Here is a 17,512-nt window from a genome sequence, read left to right on the forward strand (position 1 = left end):
GCACCTTCCGCAGCCGGTCAGAAGCCCGTAGAGAGGCACCTTCCGCAGCCGGTCAGAAGCCGTATGGAGGCACCTCCCGCAGCGGTCAGAGGCTGTATAGAGGACCTCCCGCAGCCGGTCAGAGTCTGCATAGAGGACCTTCCGCAGCCGGTCAGAAGAAGACGCCGCACCGCAGCAGGACGTTCGCGTACGGCCGGGCCTCGCCCGTGCGCACCACCAGGCGGGCCCCCGCCGACAGTTCCTTGAGCCGCTCGTGCGACACGAGGGACAAGCCGGGGAACAGCCCCTCCAGCAGCGCCGACGTCTCCGGGTTGGCCTCCCGCAGCTCCCGCGCCGCCGTGGCACCCTCGATCACCAGCTCGGCCAGCAGCCCGTCGAGCACCTCCGCGAACGCCGGCACCCCCGCCCGGAAGGCCAGGTCCACCACCCGGGGGCCGTCGGGGATGGGCATGCCCGCGTCGCACACCAGCACCCCGTCGCCGTGGCCGAGTTCGGCCAGCGCACCGGCGAGGTGCCGGTTGAGTATCCCGGCCCTCTTCACGGTGCGGGAACCTCCGCCGCCGTCGGGAAGGACGCCTGCGCGCCCTTCCTCGTGACGGTCGCCGCACCCACCCGGGCCGCGTAGGCCGCCGCCTGCGCCAGCGATGCGCCCGCGCCCAGCCGCCAGGCCAGCGCGGCGGTGAAGGAATCGCCCGCTCCGGTCGTGTCCACCGCGTCCACCGCCACGGCGGGCACCCGTGAGACACCCTCCGACGACGCCACCAGCGCGCCCTGGCCGCCCAGCGTCACCACCACCGACCTCGGGCCCTTGGCGAGCAGGATCCGCGCCCAGTCCTCGGGGCTGTCCCCCACGGCGGAGTCGCCCAGGATCACCTTCGCCTCGTGCTCGTTCACGATCAGCGGGTCGCACGCCGCCAGCACCTCCCGCGGAAGGGGGCGCGGCGGTGAGGGGTTCAGCACGAAACGGCTCCCGGGAGCCAGGTTCCGTACGGCCTCCACCACCGTCTCCAGCGGGATCTCCAACTGCGCCGACACCACCCGGGACCCCTGGAAGAGGCACCCGGCGGCCCTGACGTCCTCGGGCGTGAGACGGCTGTTGGCGCCGGGCGAGACGACGATGCTGTTGTCCCCCGACGGGTCGACCGTGATCAGCGCGACGCCGGTCGGCGCACCGCCCACCAGGACGCCGACCGTGTCGACGCCCGCCGCGCGCTGCGACTCCAGCAGCAGCCTGCCGTGCGCGTCGTCACCGACCCGGGCCAGCAGTGCCGTGCGGGCGCCGAGCCGGGCGGCGGCGACCGCCTGGTTCGCGCCCTTGCCGCCCGGGTGGACGGCCAGGTCGGAGCCGAGCACGGTCTCGCCGGCCCCGGGCCGGCGCTCCACTGAGATCACCAGGTCGGCGTTGGCCGACCCCACGACCAGGAGGTCGTAGTCGTACATGAGTCGTCTCCCCACGTGAGTGACATGGGCGGGCGGTCCGCACACGCCGTGCGGCCGCCCGCCGTTCCCCGATGTCAGCCGCTGAAGCCGGCCACGTTCTCCTTCGTGACCACCTTCACCGGCACCTTCACCGTCTCCTGGACCTTCTTGCCCCGGAGCGCCTTCAGGGCGTTGTCCACGGCGATCTTCCCCAGCTGGGAGGGCTGCTGCGCCACCGACGCGTACAGCGTGCCGCCCTCGACCGCCTTCAGCCCGTCAGGCGTGCCGTCGAAGCCCACGACCGAGACCGACGTGCCGGCCTTGGACCCCAGCGCCTTGATCGCGCCGAGGGCCATCTCGTCGTTGGCCGCGATGACGCCCCGGACGTCCGGGTGCGCCTGGAGCAGGTTCGACATGACGTCGAGGCCCTTGGTGCGGTCGAAGTCGGCCGGCTGCTGGGCGACGACCCGGATGCCCGGGTAGGCCTTGAGGCCGTTCGCGAAGCCCTGCGCCCGCTCCCGGGCCGCGGAGGTGCCGGCCTGGCCCTGGAGGATCACGATCTTGCCCTTGCCACCCAGCTTGTCGGCGAGGGACTTCGCCGCGAGTTCACCGCCGGCCACGTTGTCGGAGGCGACCAGGGTGTCCACCGCCGCCTTGTTGACGGTCCGGTCGACGGCGACGACCGGGATGCCGGCCTTGTCGGCGGCCTGCACGGAGTTGCTCGCCGCGTCCGAGTCCACCGGGTTGACGACGATCGCGCCCAGGCCGGAACTGGTGAAGTTCTGCAGCTGGTTGGCCTGCTGGGAGGCGTCGTTCTGGGCGTCGGTGACGGTCAGGTCGACGCCCAGCCTCTTCGCCTCGGCCTGGGCACCCGCCCGGATCTGCACGAAGAACGGGTTGTTGAGGGTGGACAGCGACAGGCCCATCGTCGGCTTGTCCGAGGAGGAGGAGCCGTTGTGCAGGAAGGACGTGGCGCCGACGATCGCGACGGTGACGACGGCCGCGAGCCCGTACGTCGCCGCCTGCCTGCCCTTGGGGCCGCCGGCACCGGCCGCCACCGGGGTCGCGCCCGCCTTGCGCCGCAGCGTGTCGAACAGCACCGCCAGCGCGATGACCACACCGATGACGACCTGCTGCCAGAACGCCGAGACGTTCAGCAGGTTCAGCCCGTTGCGCAGCACCGCGAGGATCAGGGCGCCGATCAGCGTGCCGGACGCCTTGCCCGTACCGCCCGCGAGGGAGGCGCCGCCGATGACGACGGCGGCGATCGCGTCCAGCTCGTAGCCGTCGGCGGCCTGGGGCTGCGCGGAGGAGAGCCGGGCGGCGAGCACGACACCGGCGACGGCGGCGAAGACGCCGGAGAAGGCGTAGATGGCGAGCTTCTGCCGCTTCACGCGCAGGCCGGACAGCCGCGCGGCCTCCTCGTTGCCGCCGATCGCGTACATGGAGCGGCCGATGTAGGTCCGGCCCAGCACGAAGGCCGCGATCAGGCCCATCACGATCATCACCAGGACCGGCACGGGCAGCCAGCCGCCGAGGGTGTCGCCGAGGTGGGAGACCGCGTCGGGGAAGGCGATCGGGGAGCCCTCGGAGATGACGAGGGACAGGCCGCGCGCCACGGACAGCATGGCGAGGGTGGCGATGAACGGCGGCAGCTTGCCGTAGGAGATAAGGATGCCGTTGACCAGGCCGCAGACGATGCCCGTGGCGAGGGCGAGCAGCACGGCGAGGAGGACCGGGACGCCCGCCGAGGTGGCGCTCCAGGCGAGGACCGTGGCGGACAGCGCGGCGACCGAGCCGACCGACAGGTCGATGCCCGCGGAGACGATCACGAAGGTCACGCCGAAGGCGAGGATGGCCGTCACGGCCGCCTGCACACCGACGTTGAGGAGGTTGTCCGTCGTCAGGAAGTCGCCGGACAGCGCCGACATCGCGATGACGAGGACGATGAGCGCGGTCAGCGCCCCGTTGTCGAGCAGGAGGCGGCGCAGGCCCCCGGAGGCGCCACCCGCGCCCGTCGTGCTCTTGAGCGTCTCAGCGGCCACGGGAGGCCTCCGTTCCGGTCGTGGTCGTGTGCGGGGTCGTGGGGGTGCTGACGGCGAGGGCCATCACGGCGTCCTGGGTCGCCTCGTCGGCGGAGAGTTCACCGGCGATCCGGCCCTGGGCCATCACCAGCACCCGGTCGCTCATGCCGAGCACCTCGGGGAGGTCGCTGGAGATCATCAGGACGGCCGCGCCGGCGGCGGTGAGTTCGTTGATCAGCTGGTAGATCTCCACCTTGGCGCCCACGTCGATGCCGCGGGTCGGCTCGTCGAGGATCAGCACCTTGGTGTCGGCGAGCAGCCACTTGCCGATGACGACCTTCTGCTGGTTGCCGCCGGAGAGGGTGCGCACGTGCTGGCCGAGGCCGGCCATCCGCACGCCGAGCTGTTTGGCGATCCGCCCGGCCGCCTCGCGCTGCCCCTTGAGGTCGACGAGCCCGCCGCGCGTGGCCGACCGCAGCGTCACCAGGCCGAGGTTCTCCTCGACCGACGCGTCCAGCACCAGGCCCTGGCCCTTGCGGTCCTCGGGGACGAGCCCGATGCCCGCGGTCATGGCCGCGTTGACGTCGGACTTGGCGATCGGGGCGCCGGAGACCTTCACGGTGCCCTTGTCGTAGGAGTCGGCCCCGAAGACCGCCCGTACGACCTCGGTGCGGCCGGCTCCGACGAGTCCCGCGATGCCGACGACCTCACCGGCGCGCACCTCGAAGCCGACGTCGTGGAAGACGCCGTCCCGGGTGAGTCCCTCGACGGTGAGCAACGCGGCGCCGCGGTCCGCGCGTTCACGCGGGTACTGCTGCTCGATGGAGCGCCCGACCATGAGGCGGACGAGCTCGTCCTCGGGGGTGGAGGCGGGGACCCGGCCGACGCTCTTCCCGTCCCGGATGACCGTCACCCGGTCGCCGAGGGCGGCGATCTCCTCCAGGTGGTGGGTGATGAAGACGATCCCGACGCCGTCCTCGCGCAGCGTGCGCACGATCGCGAAGAGCTTGTCGACCTCCTCGGAGGTGAGCACGGCGGTCGGCTCGTCCATGATCAGCACACGGGCGTCCAGGCTGAGCGCCTTGGCGATCTCGACCATCTGCAGGCGGGCGATGCCGAGTTCGCGGACGCGGGCGCGGGGCGACACGTCCACGCCGACCCGCTTCAGCAGGACCTCGGCGTCGGCCTCCATCCGCTTCCGGTCGATCATCCCGAACCGGCGCGGCTGGCGCCCCAGGAAGATGTTCTCGGCGACGGTCAGATCCGGGACCAGGTTGAACTCCTGGTAGATCGTGGCGATGCCGAGCCGCTCGGAGTCCTGCGCACCCTGGATGCGGGTCTCCTCGCCGCCGACCAGGATCCGCCCGGCGTCGGGGGTGTAGGCGCCGGAGAGCATCTTGATGAGGGTGCTCTTGCCGGCGCCGTTCTCACCGAGCAGCACGTGCACCTCGCCCCGGCGCAGATCGAAGTCGACGCCGTCCAGCGCGACCACGCCCGGGAAGGTCTTGCGTATGCCCTCGATGCGCAGCAACTCGTCCGCGTTGCTCACGTCGTGCTCCTTTGCACTGGGGTGGGGTTCTCGCCGCACGAGCGGCGTACGACGAGCCGGGCGGGGAGGGTGACGGACTCACCGGGCCGCCCCTCGATGCGGTCGACCAGGGCCCGTACGGCGGCCCGGCCCAGCTCGCCCGTGGGCTGGGCGATCGCGGTGATCGGCGGATCGGTGTGCACGAACCACCGGATGTCGTCGAACGCGGCCAGCGCGAGGTCGTCGGGGACCCGCAGGCCACGCGCGCGTACGGCGTCCAGCGCGCCGAGCGCCATCAGGTTGTCGGCGGCGAAGACGACCTCGGGCGGCTCGGCCAGGTCGAGGAACCGCTCGGTGACCAGCCGGCCGCTCTCGGCCTGGAAGTCGCCCTGCCCTGTGTAGGCGTCGGGCAGTTCGAGCCCGTGGGCGCCGAGCGCCTCCCGGAAGGCCTCGACGCGTTCCTGGCCGGTCGTGGTGGCCGCCGGGCCCGCGATGATGGCGAGCCGGCGGTGCCCGAGCCCGTACAGATGCGCCACGAGGTCCCGTACGGCCGCCTGACCGTCCGCCCGCACCACCGGTACGTCCACGCCCGGGATCCACCGGTCGACGAACACCATGGGTGTCCCGGCCCGCGCGGCGTCCAGCATCAGCGGCGAGCCGCCGTCCGTGGGTGAGACGAGCAGACCGTCGATACGGCGGTCCAGGAGGGTGCGTACGTGGTGGTCCTGGAGGTCGGGCCGCTCGTCGGCGTTGCCGATGATGACGCTGTAGCCGAGCGCGCGGGCCTCCTCCTCGACGGAGCGGGCCAGCTCGGTGAAGTACGGGTTCATCACGTCGCTGATGACCAGGCCGAGGGTGTGGGTCTGGTCGGTGCGCAGGGAACGGGCGACGGCGTTCGGGCGGTAGCCCAGGGCCTCGACGGCGGCCAGCACGCGGGTGCGTGCGTCGGCGCTGACCGACGGGTGGTCGTTCAGGACGCGCGAGACCGTCGCGACGGAGACGCCGGCCTCGGCAGCGACGTCCTTGATGCTGGCCACCGCCGCTCCACCTCCTTGTGGATCAGTCGTGGGAGCACGGGGCGCGTGCTCGTGGAATCGATTACATCGACGGGTGGATGGAATCGATTACACGCCGGTAAGGCAAGACCCCGGCGGCACGTCGCAACCGGATCGTGATGTCGCGGGAGGCTCCGCGGCAGTTCAGGCTGGAGGAAGGAGCTCCGTGTCACGGCGCCCCGCGGCGGTGTCACGGCGGCTTCCACGGTGGTCTCCGCGGCCGGTTCCGCGACGGGGTCTTGCGACACGAGGCGCTGCGACACGAGGCCTTGCGTTACGAGGCCTTGCAACACGAGGCCGTCTGATGCGGGGTCTTCCGATACGCCGGGCCCGGACCGATGAGTTACGACGGACCGGGCGGTCTTCCTCGTATCGACCACAGGAGGAGCGACGTGTCCCAGCTGCTGCGCGTACAGAACTTCAACGTCTCGAGTGACGGCTTCGGTGCCGGTGAGGGCCAGAGCCTGGAGAGGCCGTTCGGGCACGCCGATCCCGCCACGATGTTCGCGTGGGCCGGCGCCACGGCGAGCTGGCCCAACCGCACCGACCCGGGCGGGAGCCGCGGCCTGGACGACTACCTGGTGCGCGACTTCCACCACGGCATCGGCGCCGAGATCATGGGCCGCAACAAGTTCAGCCCCCATCGCGGCCCCTGGCAGGACCACGAGTGGCAGGGCTGGTGGGGCGAGGAGCCGCCGTTCCACACGCCGGTGTTCGTGATGACCCACCACGAGCGCCCCTCGTTCACCCTCTCCGACACCACGTTCCACTTCGTCGGCGGAGACCCGGCCGAGGTCCTCGCCCAGGCGCGCAAGGCGGCCGGGGGCAAGGACGTACGGCTCGGCGGCGGGGCGACGACCGTCCGGCAGTTCCTGGACGCCGGCCTGGTCGACACGCTGCACGTGGCGGTCTCCCCCGACGTGGTGCTCGGGTCCGGCTCACGGCTGTGGGAGTCCCCCGAGGAACTGTTCGACCGCTTCCACTGCGATGTGGTGCCGAGCCCGAGCGGGGTGGTGCATCACCTGTTCTGGCGCAAGTGACGGCAGGTCAGGCGCCCTTCCCCCAGTCCAGGCGGTCGGCGAGCCCGGCGGCGGTGAAGGCGGCCGCCAGCTCGTCGCCCCCTTCGGTGAAGTGCGCCCAGCTGTCGTAGTGGACGGGGACCACCCGTCGGGCGCCGAGGATCCGCGCGGCCTCGGCGGCCATCGCGCTGTCCAGGACGAGGACCTGGTTGTCGAAGAGGACGGGGATGCGGGGAGCGCCGGCGAACAGCACGGCGGTGTCGACCGGGCCGAAGCGGCCGGCGATCTCGCGGACCGCCTCCAGTGAGGCGTTGTCACCGCTGACGTAGACGGTGGGCAGGCCCTCGCCGGTCAGGACGAAGCCGACGACCTGCCCGCTGTACGGCTCGACCTGCTCGCGGGGGCCGGGACCGTGCAGGGCCGGGACGCCGGTCACGGTGACCGTGCCGCCGCCGGGCCGGTCCAGTTCGACGGACTCCCAGTCGGCCAGGCCCCTGACCTTGTCCCCGAGGCTCTCGCGCAGGCGCTCGCCGCCGCCGGGGGTGGTCAGGGTGAGGGGTATGCCGGCGAGCAGGGCACGGCCGGAGGTGTCGAGGTTGTCGGGGTGCTCGTCGTGCGAGAGCAGGACGACGTCGACGGGGCCGAGGTCGGCGGGGGCGGAGGCGGCGGGCGCGGTCTTCGTCAGCTGCGGGCGGCCGGGCCGGCCGTAGTCACCGGGGGCGTCGAAGGTCGGGTCGGTCAGGAAGCGCAGACCGCCGTAGACGAAGTGGGCGGTGGGGCCGCCGAGGACGCGGACGGGGAAGCCGGCCGTCACGGGAAGAGAAGACATGAGGCACCTCACGGATAGACGCGATCGAACCGTGAGAAGAACGTAGCCGCTTCTCACGGATACGGGCAAGCCTTAACATGAGAAACATGGAGGAGTCCGTGACCGACCAGCCCGCCCCGCCGCCCGCGCAGGGCGAGGAGGAGCACCTCTCCCTGGCCCTCGCCAACAGCGCCGTGGCCCTGCCCGGAGGGCGCACGCTCGACCTCATCGGCACCCCGGCCCAGGCGAACCAGTGGCTGACCCTGCGTGGTCTCGCGCCGGTCGACGCCGGCATGCGGGAGATGTGCGCGGCCCAGCTGCGGTCGCTGCGCGAGCAGATCAGATCGCTGTTCGCCGCCCGGACCGACGGGGTGCCCGCGCTGCCGGCGGCCGTGGCGGCGGTCAACGACGCGATGACCAGGGTCCCGACGGCCCCGCTGCTGCGGTGGGACGACAAGACGGGCCCCTACCGCACCGCCCCCCACCCCACGACCGCGATCGTCGACCTGGCGCTGGCGACTCTCGCCGCCGACGCGGCCGACCTGCTCACCTCACCGGAGGCCGAGCGCCTGACCGCCTGCGGGTCCCCGCCCTGCAATCGCTTCCTGCTCCGCCACGGCCGCCGCCACTGGTGCTCCACCCGCTGCGGCGACCGCGCCCGAGCGGCCCGGGCGTACGCCCGCCGCACCGAGCAGCGCTGACCCCGCCCCCCGTCATGGCCGGGGCGGACGGGCGAGCCGTGCCCCTCTGCTCTCCGCGATCCTCATGACGTCCCGCAGGGACTCGCTGAGCCGCCGGGCCAAGTAGTGCAGTTCCGCGCTGGTCACCCGGCGCTCCGCGAGGAGTTCGGCGGCGTGCCCGAGCAGAGCGTCCGCCATGCCGATCTGCACGTCCTCGATCTCGTCGGCCAGCCGTGAGACGTAGCCGGTTCCGTCGCCCACGAGGTAGCAGGGCCTGCCGTCGGCACGAGCCCAGGGCAACAGCCTCCCGACCGACGCGTCTTCGCCCGCCCCGCCGGTCATGCGCCCGCCTCCGCCCTCACGTAGGGGCGTACCAGCCGGTTGTCCTCGCCCCGGAGCGGACGCTCGTCCGGACGGCAGCACACCGCCGGGCACGCGTACGGGCGCGGGGGCGGTGCCGCCGATCGCCGTCGCCTCCCCCGGGGCGGGAAGAGGAAGCGGAGAAACGGGTCCAGGAGCCGGGCGATGAGGTCTACCACGTCTGTCTGCCTGCCTTCTCACCTGCGGTGACTGCGTTCTGTTGCGGATCACTCACAGAGTGGGGCGGCGCTCGCTACGCTGCCAGGGGGTGGAGCTTGACATCGCGCTTGTCAAGAAGAGGAGTGGGCCGATGGACGAACGCCGCATGCTTCGAACGCCGCGTCAGAAGTACGGGGAGGAGATGCGGCTGAGGCGGACCGCCGCCCGTCTCACCCAGGAGGAACTGGGCGAGCAGGTGGTGTGCTCGCCCACGCTGATCAGCCATTTCGAGGCCGGCCGACGCCTCCCCAAGCCGGATGACGCGCGGCGGATCGACCGCGCGCTGGGGACGGACGGGTTCTTCGCGCGGTGGTTGGAGGACCTGGAGAACACGTACGATCCCCGTTTCGCCGCCGCCGCCGAACTGGAGCGACAGGCCACACTGATCCAGCAATTCGCGCTCGCGCTGGTCCCCGGCCTGCTCCAGACACCCGACTACGCCCGGGCGGTGTTCGCGGCTTACCGCCCCACCACCACAGAGCAGGAACTTGACAGGCAAGTTGTCATTCGAACAGAGCGTGCCCGCATCCTTGACGGACCTTCGGCTCCGGTGATCTGGACGCTTCTCGACGAAGCCGTACTGCGACGCGCCGTGGGCGGCCCGAAGGTCATGGCCGAGCAGCTGCACAAGATCGCGGACTTGGCCGCAGCGCGACGTGTTCGGCTGCACGTCGTTCCCTACCGTGTCGGCGCGCATCCACTCATGGAGAGCCTGCTCACCCTGATGAGCTTTGCGGATTCCGCTCCGATGGCATACGTCGACGCGTTCGAGACCGGCCGTCTGATGGACGATCCGGCTCTGGTGAGTGCCTGTCAGACCGCTTACGCTCTGGCTCTGAGCGACGCGTTGTCGCAGCAGGAGTCACTGGCCCTCGTCAGGGCGGCAGCGGAGGATCACGCGCATGATGAGCAGTGAGCAGACCGAGTGGGTCAAGTCCAGCTACAGCGGCGGCAGTCAAGCCGAGTGCCTCGAAGTCGCCCCCGGCCACCCCCACGTCCCCGTGCGGGACAGCAAGGCCGCCCATGGCCCCGCCCTGGTCTTCTCGCGGAGCGGCTGGACCGCGTTCGTCAGCGCCGTCAAGGACGGGCACATCAAGGGCTAGGGCGGCCCGGTTCCGGCCGTCGGGAGACACACCTCCCGACGGCCGGGCGGCTCACGCCGACTCGTTCAGCAACCGGCTCAGGTGCTCACGGCCCGCGTCGAGGATGTCGGGCAGCGGGGTCGCGTTCTCGTACCAGCGCTTCTCGTACTCCCAGCACAGCCAGCCGTCCCAGTTGTGGCGGGAGAGGACCTCGACGCATTCGGCCAGCGGGAGGACGCCCTGGCCGAGGGGCAGGGGGGTGGTGTCCTCGACGGAGGCGATGTCCTTGACCTGGACGTAGCCGAGGTGGGGGGAGAGCGCCGCGTAGGTCTCGGAGGGCTGTTCGCCGCCGAGCCAGGTGTGCATCACGTCCCAGAGGGCGCCGACCTGGCGGTGGCCGACGAGGCCGAGGATCCGCATCGCGTCGGCGGCGGTGCGGTGCGAGTCGTGGGTTTCGAGGAGGATCCGTACGCCCAGGTCGTTGGCGTGTTCGGCGGCCGTGCCCAGGCGGCGGGCGGCCGTCGCGTCGGCCTCCTCCGGGCTCTGGACGTCGAGGTCGCCGCCGGGGAAGACCCGGACGTACGGGGCTCCCAGGTCGTGGGCCAGGTCGACGAGGGCGCGGATCTCGGCCAGGACGGGCTCGTCGTCGCCCGGCGCGGCGACCCGTGCGTAGCCCGCCAGGCTCAGGAGCTCTACGCCCGCTCCCTTGAACTCGGCCGCGACGTCAGCCCGTTCGGCGGGGCCGAGGCCGGTGTGGACCGGTTCCTCGGGGTGGGTGCGCAGCTCCACGCCGTGATAGCCGTGGGCGGTCGCGAGCCGCAGGACGTCGGGCAGGGGCAGGCCGGGGACACCTAGGGTGGAGAACGCCAGCTTCATGTGGACGGACCCTACCCGGCACCCCCGCCTCCGACTCCCCTCCGTCACTCCTGTGTTGCGTGAAGATCCAGCCGCCAGTCCTGGCCGGTCAGGTCCTGGCCGAACGCGCGGTGCGGATTCTCCGCGACCAGGACGAACCCATGGCGCTGGTAGATGCGGCGGGCCGCGCCGAGGATGTCGTTGGTCCACAGGACGACCTCGCGGTAGCCGGCCTCGCGCGCGAAGTCGACGAGCGCCCCGACCAGGCGGTCGCCGATGCCGAGGCCGCGGGCGTCGGGTTCGACGAGCAAGAGCCGCAGGCGCGCGGTGCCGGGCGCGTCGTCGCCCACGCACATCACGCACCCGACCGGGCGGCCGTCCAGCTCGGCGATCCAGGTCCGCTCCCGGCGCGGGTCGTGGTCCTCGGCGTAGTCGGCGACGATCCTCACCACGAGCGCCTCGTAGTCGGCGTCGAAGCCGTACTCGGCGGCGTACAGCGCGGCGTTGCGCTGCACGATCCAGCCGAGGTCGCCGGGGGCCGGGTCGCGCAGCACGACATCCTCGGGGCGTGGGGCCCGGCTGTCGCCCAGGATCGTCCGGACGGTCCGCAGGGCCTGCGCCAGCCGGGGCCGGTCCTCGGACCGGACGGTGTCCAGCATCGCGCCGACCGACTGCCGCGCCCGCTCGTCGAGCAGCGCGGCGGCCTCCCGGCCGGACGCGGTGAGCGTGATGCGGCGGCGGCGCGGGTCCGTCTCGGACGGGCCGCGCGCGACGAGGCCGTCCTCCTCGAACTTGTTCAGGATGCGGGTCAGGTACCCGGCGTCCAGGTGCAGCTGGGTCCGCAGGTCGGCGGCGTCCGTACGGGGCGCGTGGGCCAGCTCGTAGAGCACGCGGGACTCGGTGAGGGTGTAGGGAGCGTAGAGCCGGCGGCCGTAGTCGAGGGCGCCGATGACGTTCGTGTAGAAGCGGTTGAAGGAGCGGATGTCCTGGACGGTCATGACGCCGTACCCCCGATGTTTGACTGAGTCAGAGATATCTGGGAGCCGAGCCTAGCCGTCCGCGACATCCGGGGCCGGCCACGAGAGGATCCGGACGGGAGGGGGCCGATGACTTTCTCCGCGGTCCGCAGTCAGAAGAAGAGAATCCGGCACGAGACGCACGAGACGTAGAGGAACCCAGGATGCGTACGTTGATCAGCACGGCTTTCATCTCGCTCGACGGTGTCGTCGAGGCCCCGGGCGGCGAGCCCGGCTACCGGAACTCCGGCTGGACCTTCAAGCACACCGAGTTCCTCCCCGAGGCGTTCGAGATCAAGGGGCGGGAGCAGAAGGAGGCCACGGCGATGATGATGGGCCGCACCAGCTACGAGGCGTTCAGTGCGGTGTGGCCCGGCATGGAGGAATTCGCCGACTACAAGGTGATGCCGAAGTACGTCGTCTCCACCACCCTGGCCGAGGAGAACCTCGTGTCCGACTGGGGCGAGACGACGATCCTGCGCTCGCTCGACGAGGTCGCCGCCCTGAAGGAGACCGAAGGCGGCCCGATCATCGTCCACGGCAGCGCCTCCCTCAACCAGGCCCTCTCGGACGCCGGGCTGATCGACCGCTACCACCTGCTCGTCTTCCCGCTCCTGCTCGGCGCGGGCAAGCGGCTGTTCAGCGCGACGGACAAGGACGCCCAGAAGCTGCGGCTCGTCGAGCACGAGGCCTACGCCAACGGGCTCCAGAAGAACGTCTTCGACGTCGTCCACTGACGCGCCGGTCAGCCACGATCCAGCCCGTCCGGGGGCTGAGGGCGGGCCGAGGCGGGGGTCCGGGGGGCGGCAGCCCCCGGCAAGGCAGGGACAGCGACGCCCCCAGGGCCTAGGAAGCCCGCGGCGCCCCCGAGGACCCCCGCACCATCAACTCCCCCCGCACCGAGGCGATTCCCCCGGGCGGTGCCTCCTCGCGTCCCATCGCGATCCGGCCCGCGCGGGCGCCGGCCTCTGCCAGCGGCAGCCGTACCGTCGTCAGCGAGGGCACCGCGTCGATGCTGAACGGCAGGTCGTCGAAGCCCGCCACCGACACGTCCTCGGGGATCCGCAGGCCCGAGTCCCGCAGCGCGGCGCACGCGCCCAGGGCGACGGAGTCGTTCGCCGCGACGACCGCCGTCAGGGACGGATCACGCCGCATCAGCTCCAGTGTCGCCTCGTAACCGGACCGCCGGTCGTAGCGTCCGTGCACCGTCCACCGCGGGTCCTCCTCGATGCCGTGCGCGGCCAGCGCGGCCCGGTGGCCCTCCAGCCGGTGGCGCGTGGTGGTCCGCTCCTCGGGGCCCGCGATGTAACCGAGCCGCCGGTGCCCGAGCCCGATGAGGTGCTCGGTCAGCTCCTGCCCGCCGCCACGGTTGTCGAAGGTCAGCGCGATCGCCCCGGCGTCCGGCGCCGGCGGCCGTCCGCACAGCACGACCCGGGTCCCGGCCTCGGTCAGCTTGCGCACCTTCGCGTCCATGGCCGCCTGGTGTGCCGCGTCCTCGATCGCCCCGCCGGTCAGCACCACGGCCGCGGCCCGCTGCCGTTGCAGCAGCGTGAGGTACGTCAGCTCCCGCTCCGGCGAGCCCCCCGTGTTGCAGACCACCGCCAGCCTCTCCCCGCCCGCACGGCCGCCGGGCCCGCCGATCTCGGCCTGGATCGCGCTCGCCATGATGCCGAAGAACGGGTCGGCGATGTCGTTCACCAGGATCCCGACCAGGTCGGAGGTGGCGGCGGCCAGGGCGCTGGCGGGCCCGTTGAGCACGTAGTCCAGCTCGTCCACGGCCTTCAGCACCCGCTCGCGGGTGGACGCGGCCACGGGGTAGTTCCCGTTCAGCACGCGCGACACCGTCGCGGGTGAGACCTGGGCGCGGGCCGCCACGTCCGCCAGGGTCACCGTCATCTCGTCGTCCTCCGGTCGCGCATCTCGTCTCGCCCTCGTACACACCTGGACCACCGGTCATGGTTCCGGGCGGAACAGCAGGTCGTCCGCCCCTGTCCCGGCGAACCCCTGGCCATGGTTCCGAGCAGACCTTAAGCCCCCGACCCCGTGTTGTTCGCCCCCTCGAACAACTCGTCCTGGTCACGGTCTTGTCCGGACCGCGGTTCAGAGGCTAGCTTCTTCCTGTATAGAAAGCGCTTGCTGCAACGCTCACCAGTCGAGGGCCCCTCAGCGGGCCGCCTGTGAAAGGTGGGGCGTACGCGGCGCGACGACCGCGTACGAAGGGAATGACGTGACACGCAAGACGGTGCGTATCGCCATGAACGGCGTGACCGGGCGCATGGGCTACCGCCAGCACCTGGTCCGCTCCATCCTCGCCCTCCGCGAGCAGGGCGGTCTCGACCTCGGCGACGGCACCGTGCTGTGGCCCGAGCCGATCCTGGTCGGCCGCCGGGAGCACGCGCTGAAGGCCCTGGCCGAGCGGCACGGGCTGGAGCACGTCTCGACGGACCTGGACGCGGTCCTCGCCGACGAGACGGTCGACCTCTACTTCGACGCGCAGGTCACCTCCGCCCGCGAGGAGGCCCTGAAGAAGGCCATCGCGGCCGGCAAGCACGTCTACACCGAGAAGCCGACCGCCACCGGCCTCGACGGCGCCCTGGCGCTCGCCCGGCTGGCCGACGAGGCCGGCGTCAAGCACGGCGTCGTCCAGGACAAGCTGTTCCTGCCGGGCCTGCTGAAGCTGAAGCGCCTGATCGACGGCGGCTTCTTCGGCCGGATCCTGTCCGTGCGCGGCGAGTTCGGCTACTGGGTCTTCGAGGGCGACTGGCAGGCTGCCCAGCGCCCGTCCTGGAACTACCGCGCCGAGGACGGCGGCGGCATCGTCGTCGACATGTTCCCGCACTGGGAGTACGTGCTGCACGAGCTGTTCGGCCGCGTGAAGACCGTCCAGGCCATCGCCACCACCCACATCCCGCAGCGCTGGGACGAGAACGGCAAGCCCTACGACGCCACCGCCGACGACGCCGCGTACGGCATCTTCGAGCTGGAGGGCGGCGCGATCGCCCAGATCAACTCCTCCTGGGCCGTGCGCGTCAACCGTGACGAGCTGGTGGAGTTCCAGGTGGACGGCACCGAGGGCTCCGCCGTCGCGGGGCTGCGCAACTGCCGCGTCCAGCACCGCAGCGCCACCCCCAAGCCGGTCTGGAACCCGGACATCCCCGCCACGGAGGTCTTCCGCGACCAGTGGCAGGAGGTCCCGGACAACACCGAGTTCGACAACGGCTTCAAGGCCCAGTGGGAGCTGTTCCTCAAGCACGTCTACGCCGACGCCCCCTACCACTGGGACCTGCTGGCCGGTGCCCGCGGAGTGCAGCTCGCCGAGCTGGGCCTGAGGTCCTCGGCCGAGGGCCGCCGCCTCGACGTCCCGGAGATCTCGCTGTGACGATCCGACTCCCCGGTGCCGACGGCGCGTTGCGGACCTACGAGCCCCGCACCGAGCCCCTGGCCGTGCCCCCCGGCACGCCCCTCGCCTCCCGCACGGTCTTCTCGGCTGCGCACGTCGTCGCCGACCCGTTCGCGGACGTCTCCCCCGACTCGCCCGCCGCGGTCGACTGGGACCTGACCCTCGCCTTCCGCCGCCACCTGTGGTCGCACGGGCTGGGCGTCGCCGAGGCCATGGACACCGCCCAGCGCGGCATGGGCCTGGACTGGGCGGGCGCGGCCGAGCTGATCCGCCGCAGCGCCGCCGAGGCCAAGGCCGTCAGCGGTCTGATCGCCTGCGGCGCCGGCACCGACCAGCTGACCGGCCCGGCGACCCTCGCCGAGGTCCGCGCCGCCTACGAGGAGCAGCTCGCCCTCGTGGAGGCCTCCGGCGCACAGGCCATCCTGATGGCGTCCCGGGCGCTCGCGGCGGCGGCCTCCGGCCCCGAGGACTACCTGGAGGTCTACGGCCACCTGCTGCGCCAGGCCGCCGAGCCGGTGATCCTGCACTGGCTGGGCCCGATGTTCGACCCGGCTCTCGAGGGCTACTGGGGCTCGTCCGACCTGGACGCGGCCACGGACACCTTCCTGGAGGTGATCGCCGCCCACCCGGACAAGGTCGACGGCATCAAGGTCTCCCTGCTGGACGCCCGGCGCGAGATCGACATCCGCCGCCGGCTCCCGAAGGGCGTGCGCTGCTACACGGGCGACGACTTCCACTACCCGGAGCTGATCGCGGGCGACGAGCAGGGCTTCAGCCATGCGCTGCTCGGCATCTTCGACCCGCTGGGCCCGCTGGCCGCCGAGGCGGTCCGGGTCCTGGACACGGGTGACGCGCGGGGCTTCCGTGCCCTGCTGGACCCCACGGTCGGGCTCTCCCGGCACCTCTTCCAGGCCCCGACCCGCTTCTACAAGACCGGCGTGGTCTTCCTGGCCTGGCTCGCGGGCCACCAGCCGCACTTCACGATGGTCGGCGGTCTGCAGTCGGCCCGCTCGCTGCCGCACTTCGCGACGGCGTACGAACTGGCCGACGGGCTGGGCCTGTTCCCCGACCCGAAGCTCGCGGAGGAACGGATGAGGACGCTGCTGAGCGTGTACGGGGTGAACCGGTGAGCGGATCCCTGGAACGCTTCTCCATCAACCAGATGACGGTGAAACAGCTGTCGCTGCCGGAACTGGCCGACGGCTGCGCCCGCTTGGGCGTGCGCAACGTGGGGCTCTGGCGCGAGCCGGTGCAGGAGTACGGCCTGGAGGCCACGGCCAAGCTGGTGCGGGACGCGGGGCTGACGGTGACGACGCTGTGCCGGGGCGGCTTCCTCACGGCGATCGATCCGTCGGAGCGTGCCGAGGCGCTGGCCGACAACCGCCGCGCGATCGACGAGGCGGCGACGCTGGGCACGGACACGCTGGTCCTGGTCTCGGGCGGGCTCCCCGCGGGCTCCAAGGACCTGCACGCCGCCCGTGAGCGCATCGCGGACGCCCTGGCGGACCTCGGCCCGTACGCGGAGCGGCACGGTGTCCGCCTGGCGATCGAGCCGCTGCACCCCATGTTCGCCTCGGACCGCTGCGTGGTGTCGACCCTGGCCCAGGCCCTGGACCTCGCCGAACGTTTCCCGGCGCGGCAGGTCGGCGTCACGGTCGACACGTACCACATCTGGTGGGACGACACCGCGCCCGCGCAGATCGCCCGGGCGGGTGCGGGCGGGCGCATCCACACCTTCCAGCTCGCCGACTGGACGACGCCCCTCCCGCAGGGCGTCCTCACCGGCCGCGGCCAGATCGGCGACGGGTCGATCGACATGCGGGAGTGGCAGGGCCACGTGGAGGCGGCCGGGTACACCGGTGCCATCGAGGTGGAGCTGTTCAACGACGTCCTGTGGGCCCGGGACGGCCAGGAGGTCCTGGCCGAGACGGCCCGGAGGTTCACCGAACACACCCGCTGACCCGGCTCCCCACCCGACCGCTGCCCCGCCGGCCCTGGGCGGGGCAGCGGCGTGTCCGGGCGGTCCGTGCCGCTCCGGATGCAGCCG

At 72.0% G+C, this 17,512-nt stretch carries 18 protein-coding genes; 8 read left to right on the forward strand and 10 right to left on the reverse strand.

What is annotated here, in order from left to right; translation table 11 throughout:
• Window positions 1-151: 151 nt before the first annotated feature.
• The 5 genes from rbsD to ACFV20_RS12145 all read right to left on the reverse strand — a co-directional run bounded on the left by rbsD (window position 152) and on the right by ACFV20_RS12145 (window position 6,008).
• The gene (gene rbsD, locus ACFV20_RS12125; protein ID WP_385655383.1) at window positions 152-541 is read right to left on the reverse strand and encodes a D-ribose pyranase; all 390 of its coding nucleotides are present in this window, start codon (window positions 539-541) and stop codon (window positions 152-154) included.
• Window positions 538-1,440, reverse strand: coding sequence for a ribokinase (locus ACFV20_RS12130; protein WP_385655386.1), 903 nt, complete (start codon window positions 1,438-1,440; stop codon window positions 538-540). The genes rbsD and ACFV20_RS12130 overlap by 4 nt, the downstream gene beginning before the upstream one ends.
• Window positions 1,441-1,514: 74 nt before the next feature.
• On the reverse strand, window positions 1,515-3,464 hold the full coding sequence (locus ACFV20_RS12135) for a substrate-binding domain-containing protein (protein ID WP_385655388.1): 1,950 nt from the start codon (window positions 3,462-3,464) through the stop codon (window positions 1,515-1,517).
• Window positions 3,454-4,992 (reverse strand): sugar ABC transporter ATP-binding protein, encoded by a 1,539-nt coding sequence (locus tag ACFV20_RS12140; protein ID WP_385655390.1) that lies wholly within the window; start codon window positions 4,990-4,992, stop codon window positions 3,454-3,456. Before ACFV20_RS12140 ends, ACFV20_RS12135 begins: the two co-directional genes overlap by 11 nt.
• Window positions 4,989-6,008 (reverse strand): LacI family DNA-binding transcriptional regulator, encoded by a 1,020-nt coding sequence (locus ACFV20_RS12145; protein ID WP_385655392.1) that lies wholly within the window; start codon window positions 6,006-6,008, stop codon window positions 4,989-4,991. Before ACFV20_RS12145 ends, ACFV20_RS12140 begins: the two co-directional genes overlap by 4 nt.
• A gap of 410 nt (window positions 6,009-6,418) precedes the next feature.
• On the opposite strand from ACFV20_RS12145, the gene ACFV20_RS12150 reads away from it, so the two are divergent.
• Window positions 6,419-7,066 (forward strand): dihydrofolate reductase family protein, encoded by a 648-nt coding sequence (locus ACFV20_RS12150; protein ID WP_385655394.1) that lies wholly within the window; start codon window positions 6,419-6,421, stop codon window positions 7,064-7,066.
• A 7-nt stretch (window positions 7,067-7,073) separates the two neighbouring features.
• On the opposite strand, the gene ACFV20_RS12155 is transcribed toward ACFV20_RS12150, so the two are convergent.
• Window positions 7,074-7,874 (reverse strand): MBL fold metallo-hydrolase, encoded by an 801-nt coding sequence (locus ACFV20_RS12155; protein WP_385655396.1) that lies wholly within the window; start codon window positions 7,872-7,874, stop codon window positions 7,074-7,076.
• Between the two features lie 86 nt (window positions 7,875-7,960).
• On the opposite strand from ACFV20_RS12155, the gene ACFV20_RS12160 reads away from it, so the two are divergent.
• Entirely contained in the window at window positions 7,961-8,554 is a 594-nt protein-coding gene (locus ACFV20_RS12160; protein WP_385655398.1) for an ABATE domain-containing protein, read from the forward strand.
• Window positions 8,555-8,566: 12 nt separating this feature from the next.
• Here the strand turns inward: ACFV20_RS12160 and ACFV20_RS12165 are convergent, their stop codons facing one another.
• On the reverse strand, window positions 8,567-8,833 hold the full coding sequence (locus tag ACFV20_RS12165; protein ID WP_385655400.1) for a hypothetical protein: 267 nt from the start codon (window positions 8,831-8,833) through the stop codon (window positions 8,567-8,569).
• 370 nt (window positions 8,834-9,203) lie between these two features.
• On the opposite strand from ACFV20_RS12165, the gene ACFV20_RS12170 reads away from it, so the two are divergent.
• On the forward strand, window positions 9,204-10,028 hold the full coding sequence (locus ACFV20_RS12170; RefSeq protein WP_385655401.1) for a Scr1 family TA system antitoxin-like transcriptional regulator: 825 nt from the start codon (window positions 9,204-9,206) through the stop codon (window positions 10,026-10,028).
• Window positions 10,015-10,215, forward strand: coding sequence for a DUF397 domain-containing protein (locus ACFV20_RS12175; protein WP_385655403.1), 201 nt, complete (start codon window positions 10,015-10,017; stop codon window positions 10,213-10,215). The genes ACFV20_RS12170 and ACFV20_RS12175 overlap by 14 nt, the downstream gene beginning before the upstream one ends.
• 51 nt (window positions 10,216-10,266) lie before the next feature.
• Here ACFV20_RS12175 and ACFV20_RS12180 read toward each other — a convergent pair whose 3' ends face one another.
• Entirely contained in the window at window positions 10,267-11,070 is an 804-nt protein-coding gene (locus ACFV20_RS12180) for a sugar phosphate isomerase/epimerase family protein (RefSeq protein ID WP_385655405.1), read from the reverse strand.
• Between the two features lie 44 nt (window positions 11,071-11,114).
• On the reverse strand, window positions 11,115-12,047 hold the full coding sequence (locus ACFV20_RS12185) for a GNAT family N-acetyltransferase (RefSeq protein ID WP_385655407.1): 933 nt from the start codon (window positions 12,045-12,047) through the stop codon (window positions 11,115-11,117).
• Between the two features lie 182 nt (window positions 12,048-12,229).
• Between ACFV20_RS12185 and ACFV20_RS12190 the strand changes: the two genes are divergently transcribed.
• Window positions 12,230-12,802: a dihydrofolate reductase family protein gene (locus ACFV20_RS12190; RefSeq protein ID WP_385655409.1), complete on the forward strand. Its 573-nt coding sequence runs from the start codon at window positions 12,230-12,232 to the stop codon at window positions 12,800-12,802.
• A 109-nt stretch (window positions 12,803-12,911) separates the two neighbouring features.
• Here the strand turns inward: ACFV20_RS12190 and ACFV20_RS12195 are convergent, their stop codons facing one another.
• Window positions 12,912-13,961, reverse strand: coding sequence for a LacI family DNA-binding transcriptional regulator (locus ACFV20_RS12195; RefSeq protein WP_385655411.1), 1,050 nt, complete (start codon window positions 13,959-13,961; stop codon window positions 12,912-12,914).
• Window positions 13,962-14,292: 331 nt separating this feature from the next.
• Here ACFV20_RS12195 and ACFV20_RS12200 point away from each other — a divergent pair, with 331 nt between their 5' ends.
• The 3 genes from ACFV20_RS12200 to ACFV20_RS12210 are packed head-to-tail and all read left to right on the forward strand — an operon-like array spanning window position 14,293 to window position 17,425.
• Window positions 14,293-15,444, forward strand: a complete 1,152-nt coding sequence (locus tag ACFV20_RS12200; protein ID WP_385655413.1) for a Gfo/Idh/MocA family protein — start codon at window positions 14,293-14,295, stop codon at window positions 15,442-15,444.
• Complete coding sequence (locus tag ACFV20_RS12205) at window positions 15,441-16,595, forward strand: dihydrodipicolinate synthase family protein (RefSeq protein ID WP_385655415.1); 1,155 nt, start codon at window positions 15,441-15,443, stop codon at window positions 16,593-16,595. The genes ACFV20_RS12200 and ACFV20_RS12205 overlap by 4 nt, the downstream gene beginning before the upstream one ends.
• A 32-nt stretch (window positions 16,596-16,627) precedes the next feature.
• Window positions 16,628-17,425 carry a sugar phosphate isomerase/epimerase family protein gene (locus ACFV20_RS12210; RefSeq protein ID WP_385655714.1) on the forward strand — a complete coding sequence of 266 codons (798 nt, stop codon included), beginning with the start codon at window positions 16,628-16,630 and terminating at the stop codon, window positions 17,423-17,425.
• Window positions 17,426-17,512: the final 87 nt, after the last annotated feature.

Origin of the sequence: Streptomyces sp. NPDC059696, assembly GCF_042733745.1 — a bacterium.
GTDB lineage: Bacteria > Actinomycetota > Actinomycetes > Streptomycetales > Streptomycetaceae > Streptomyces.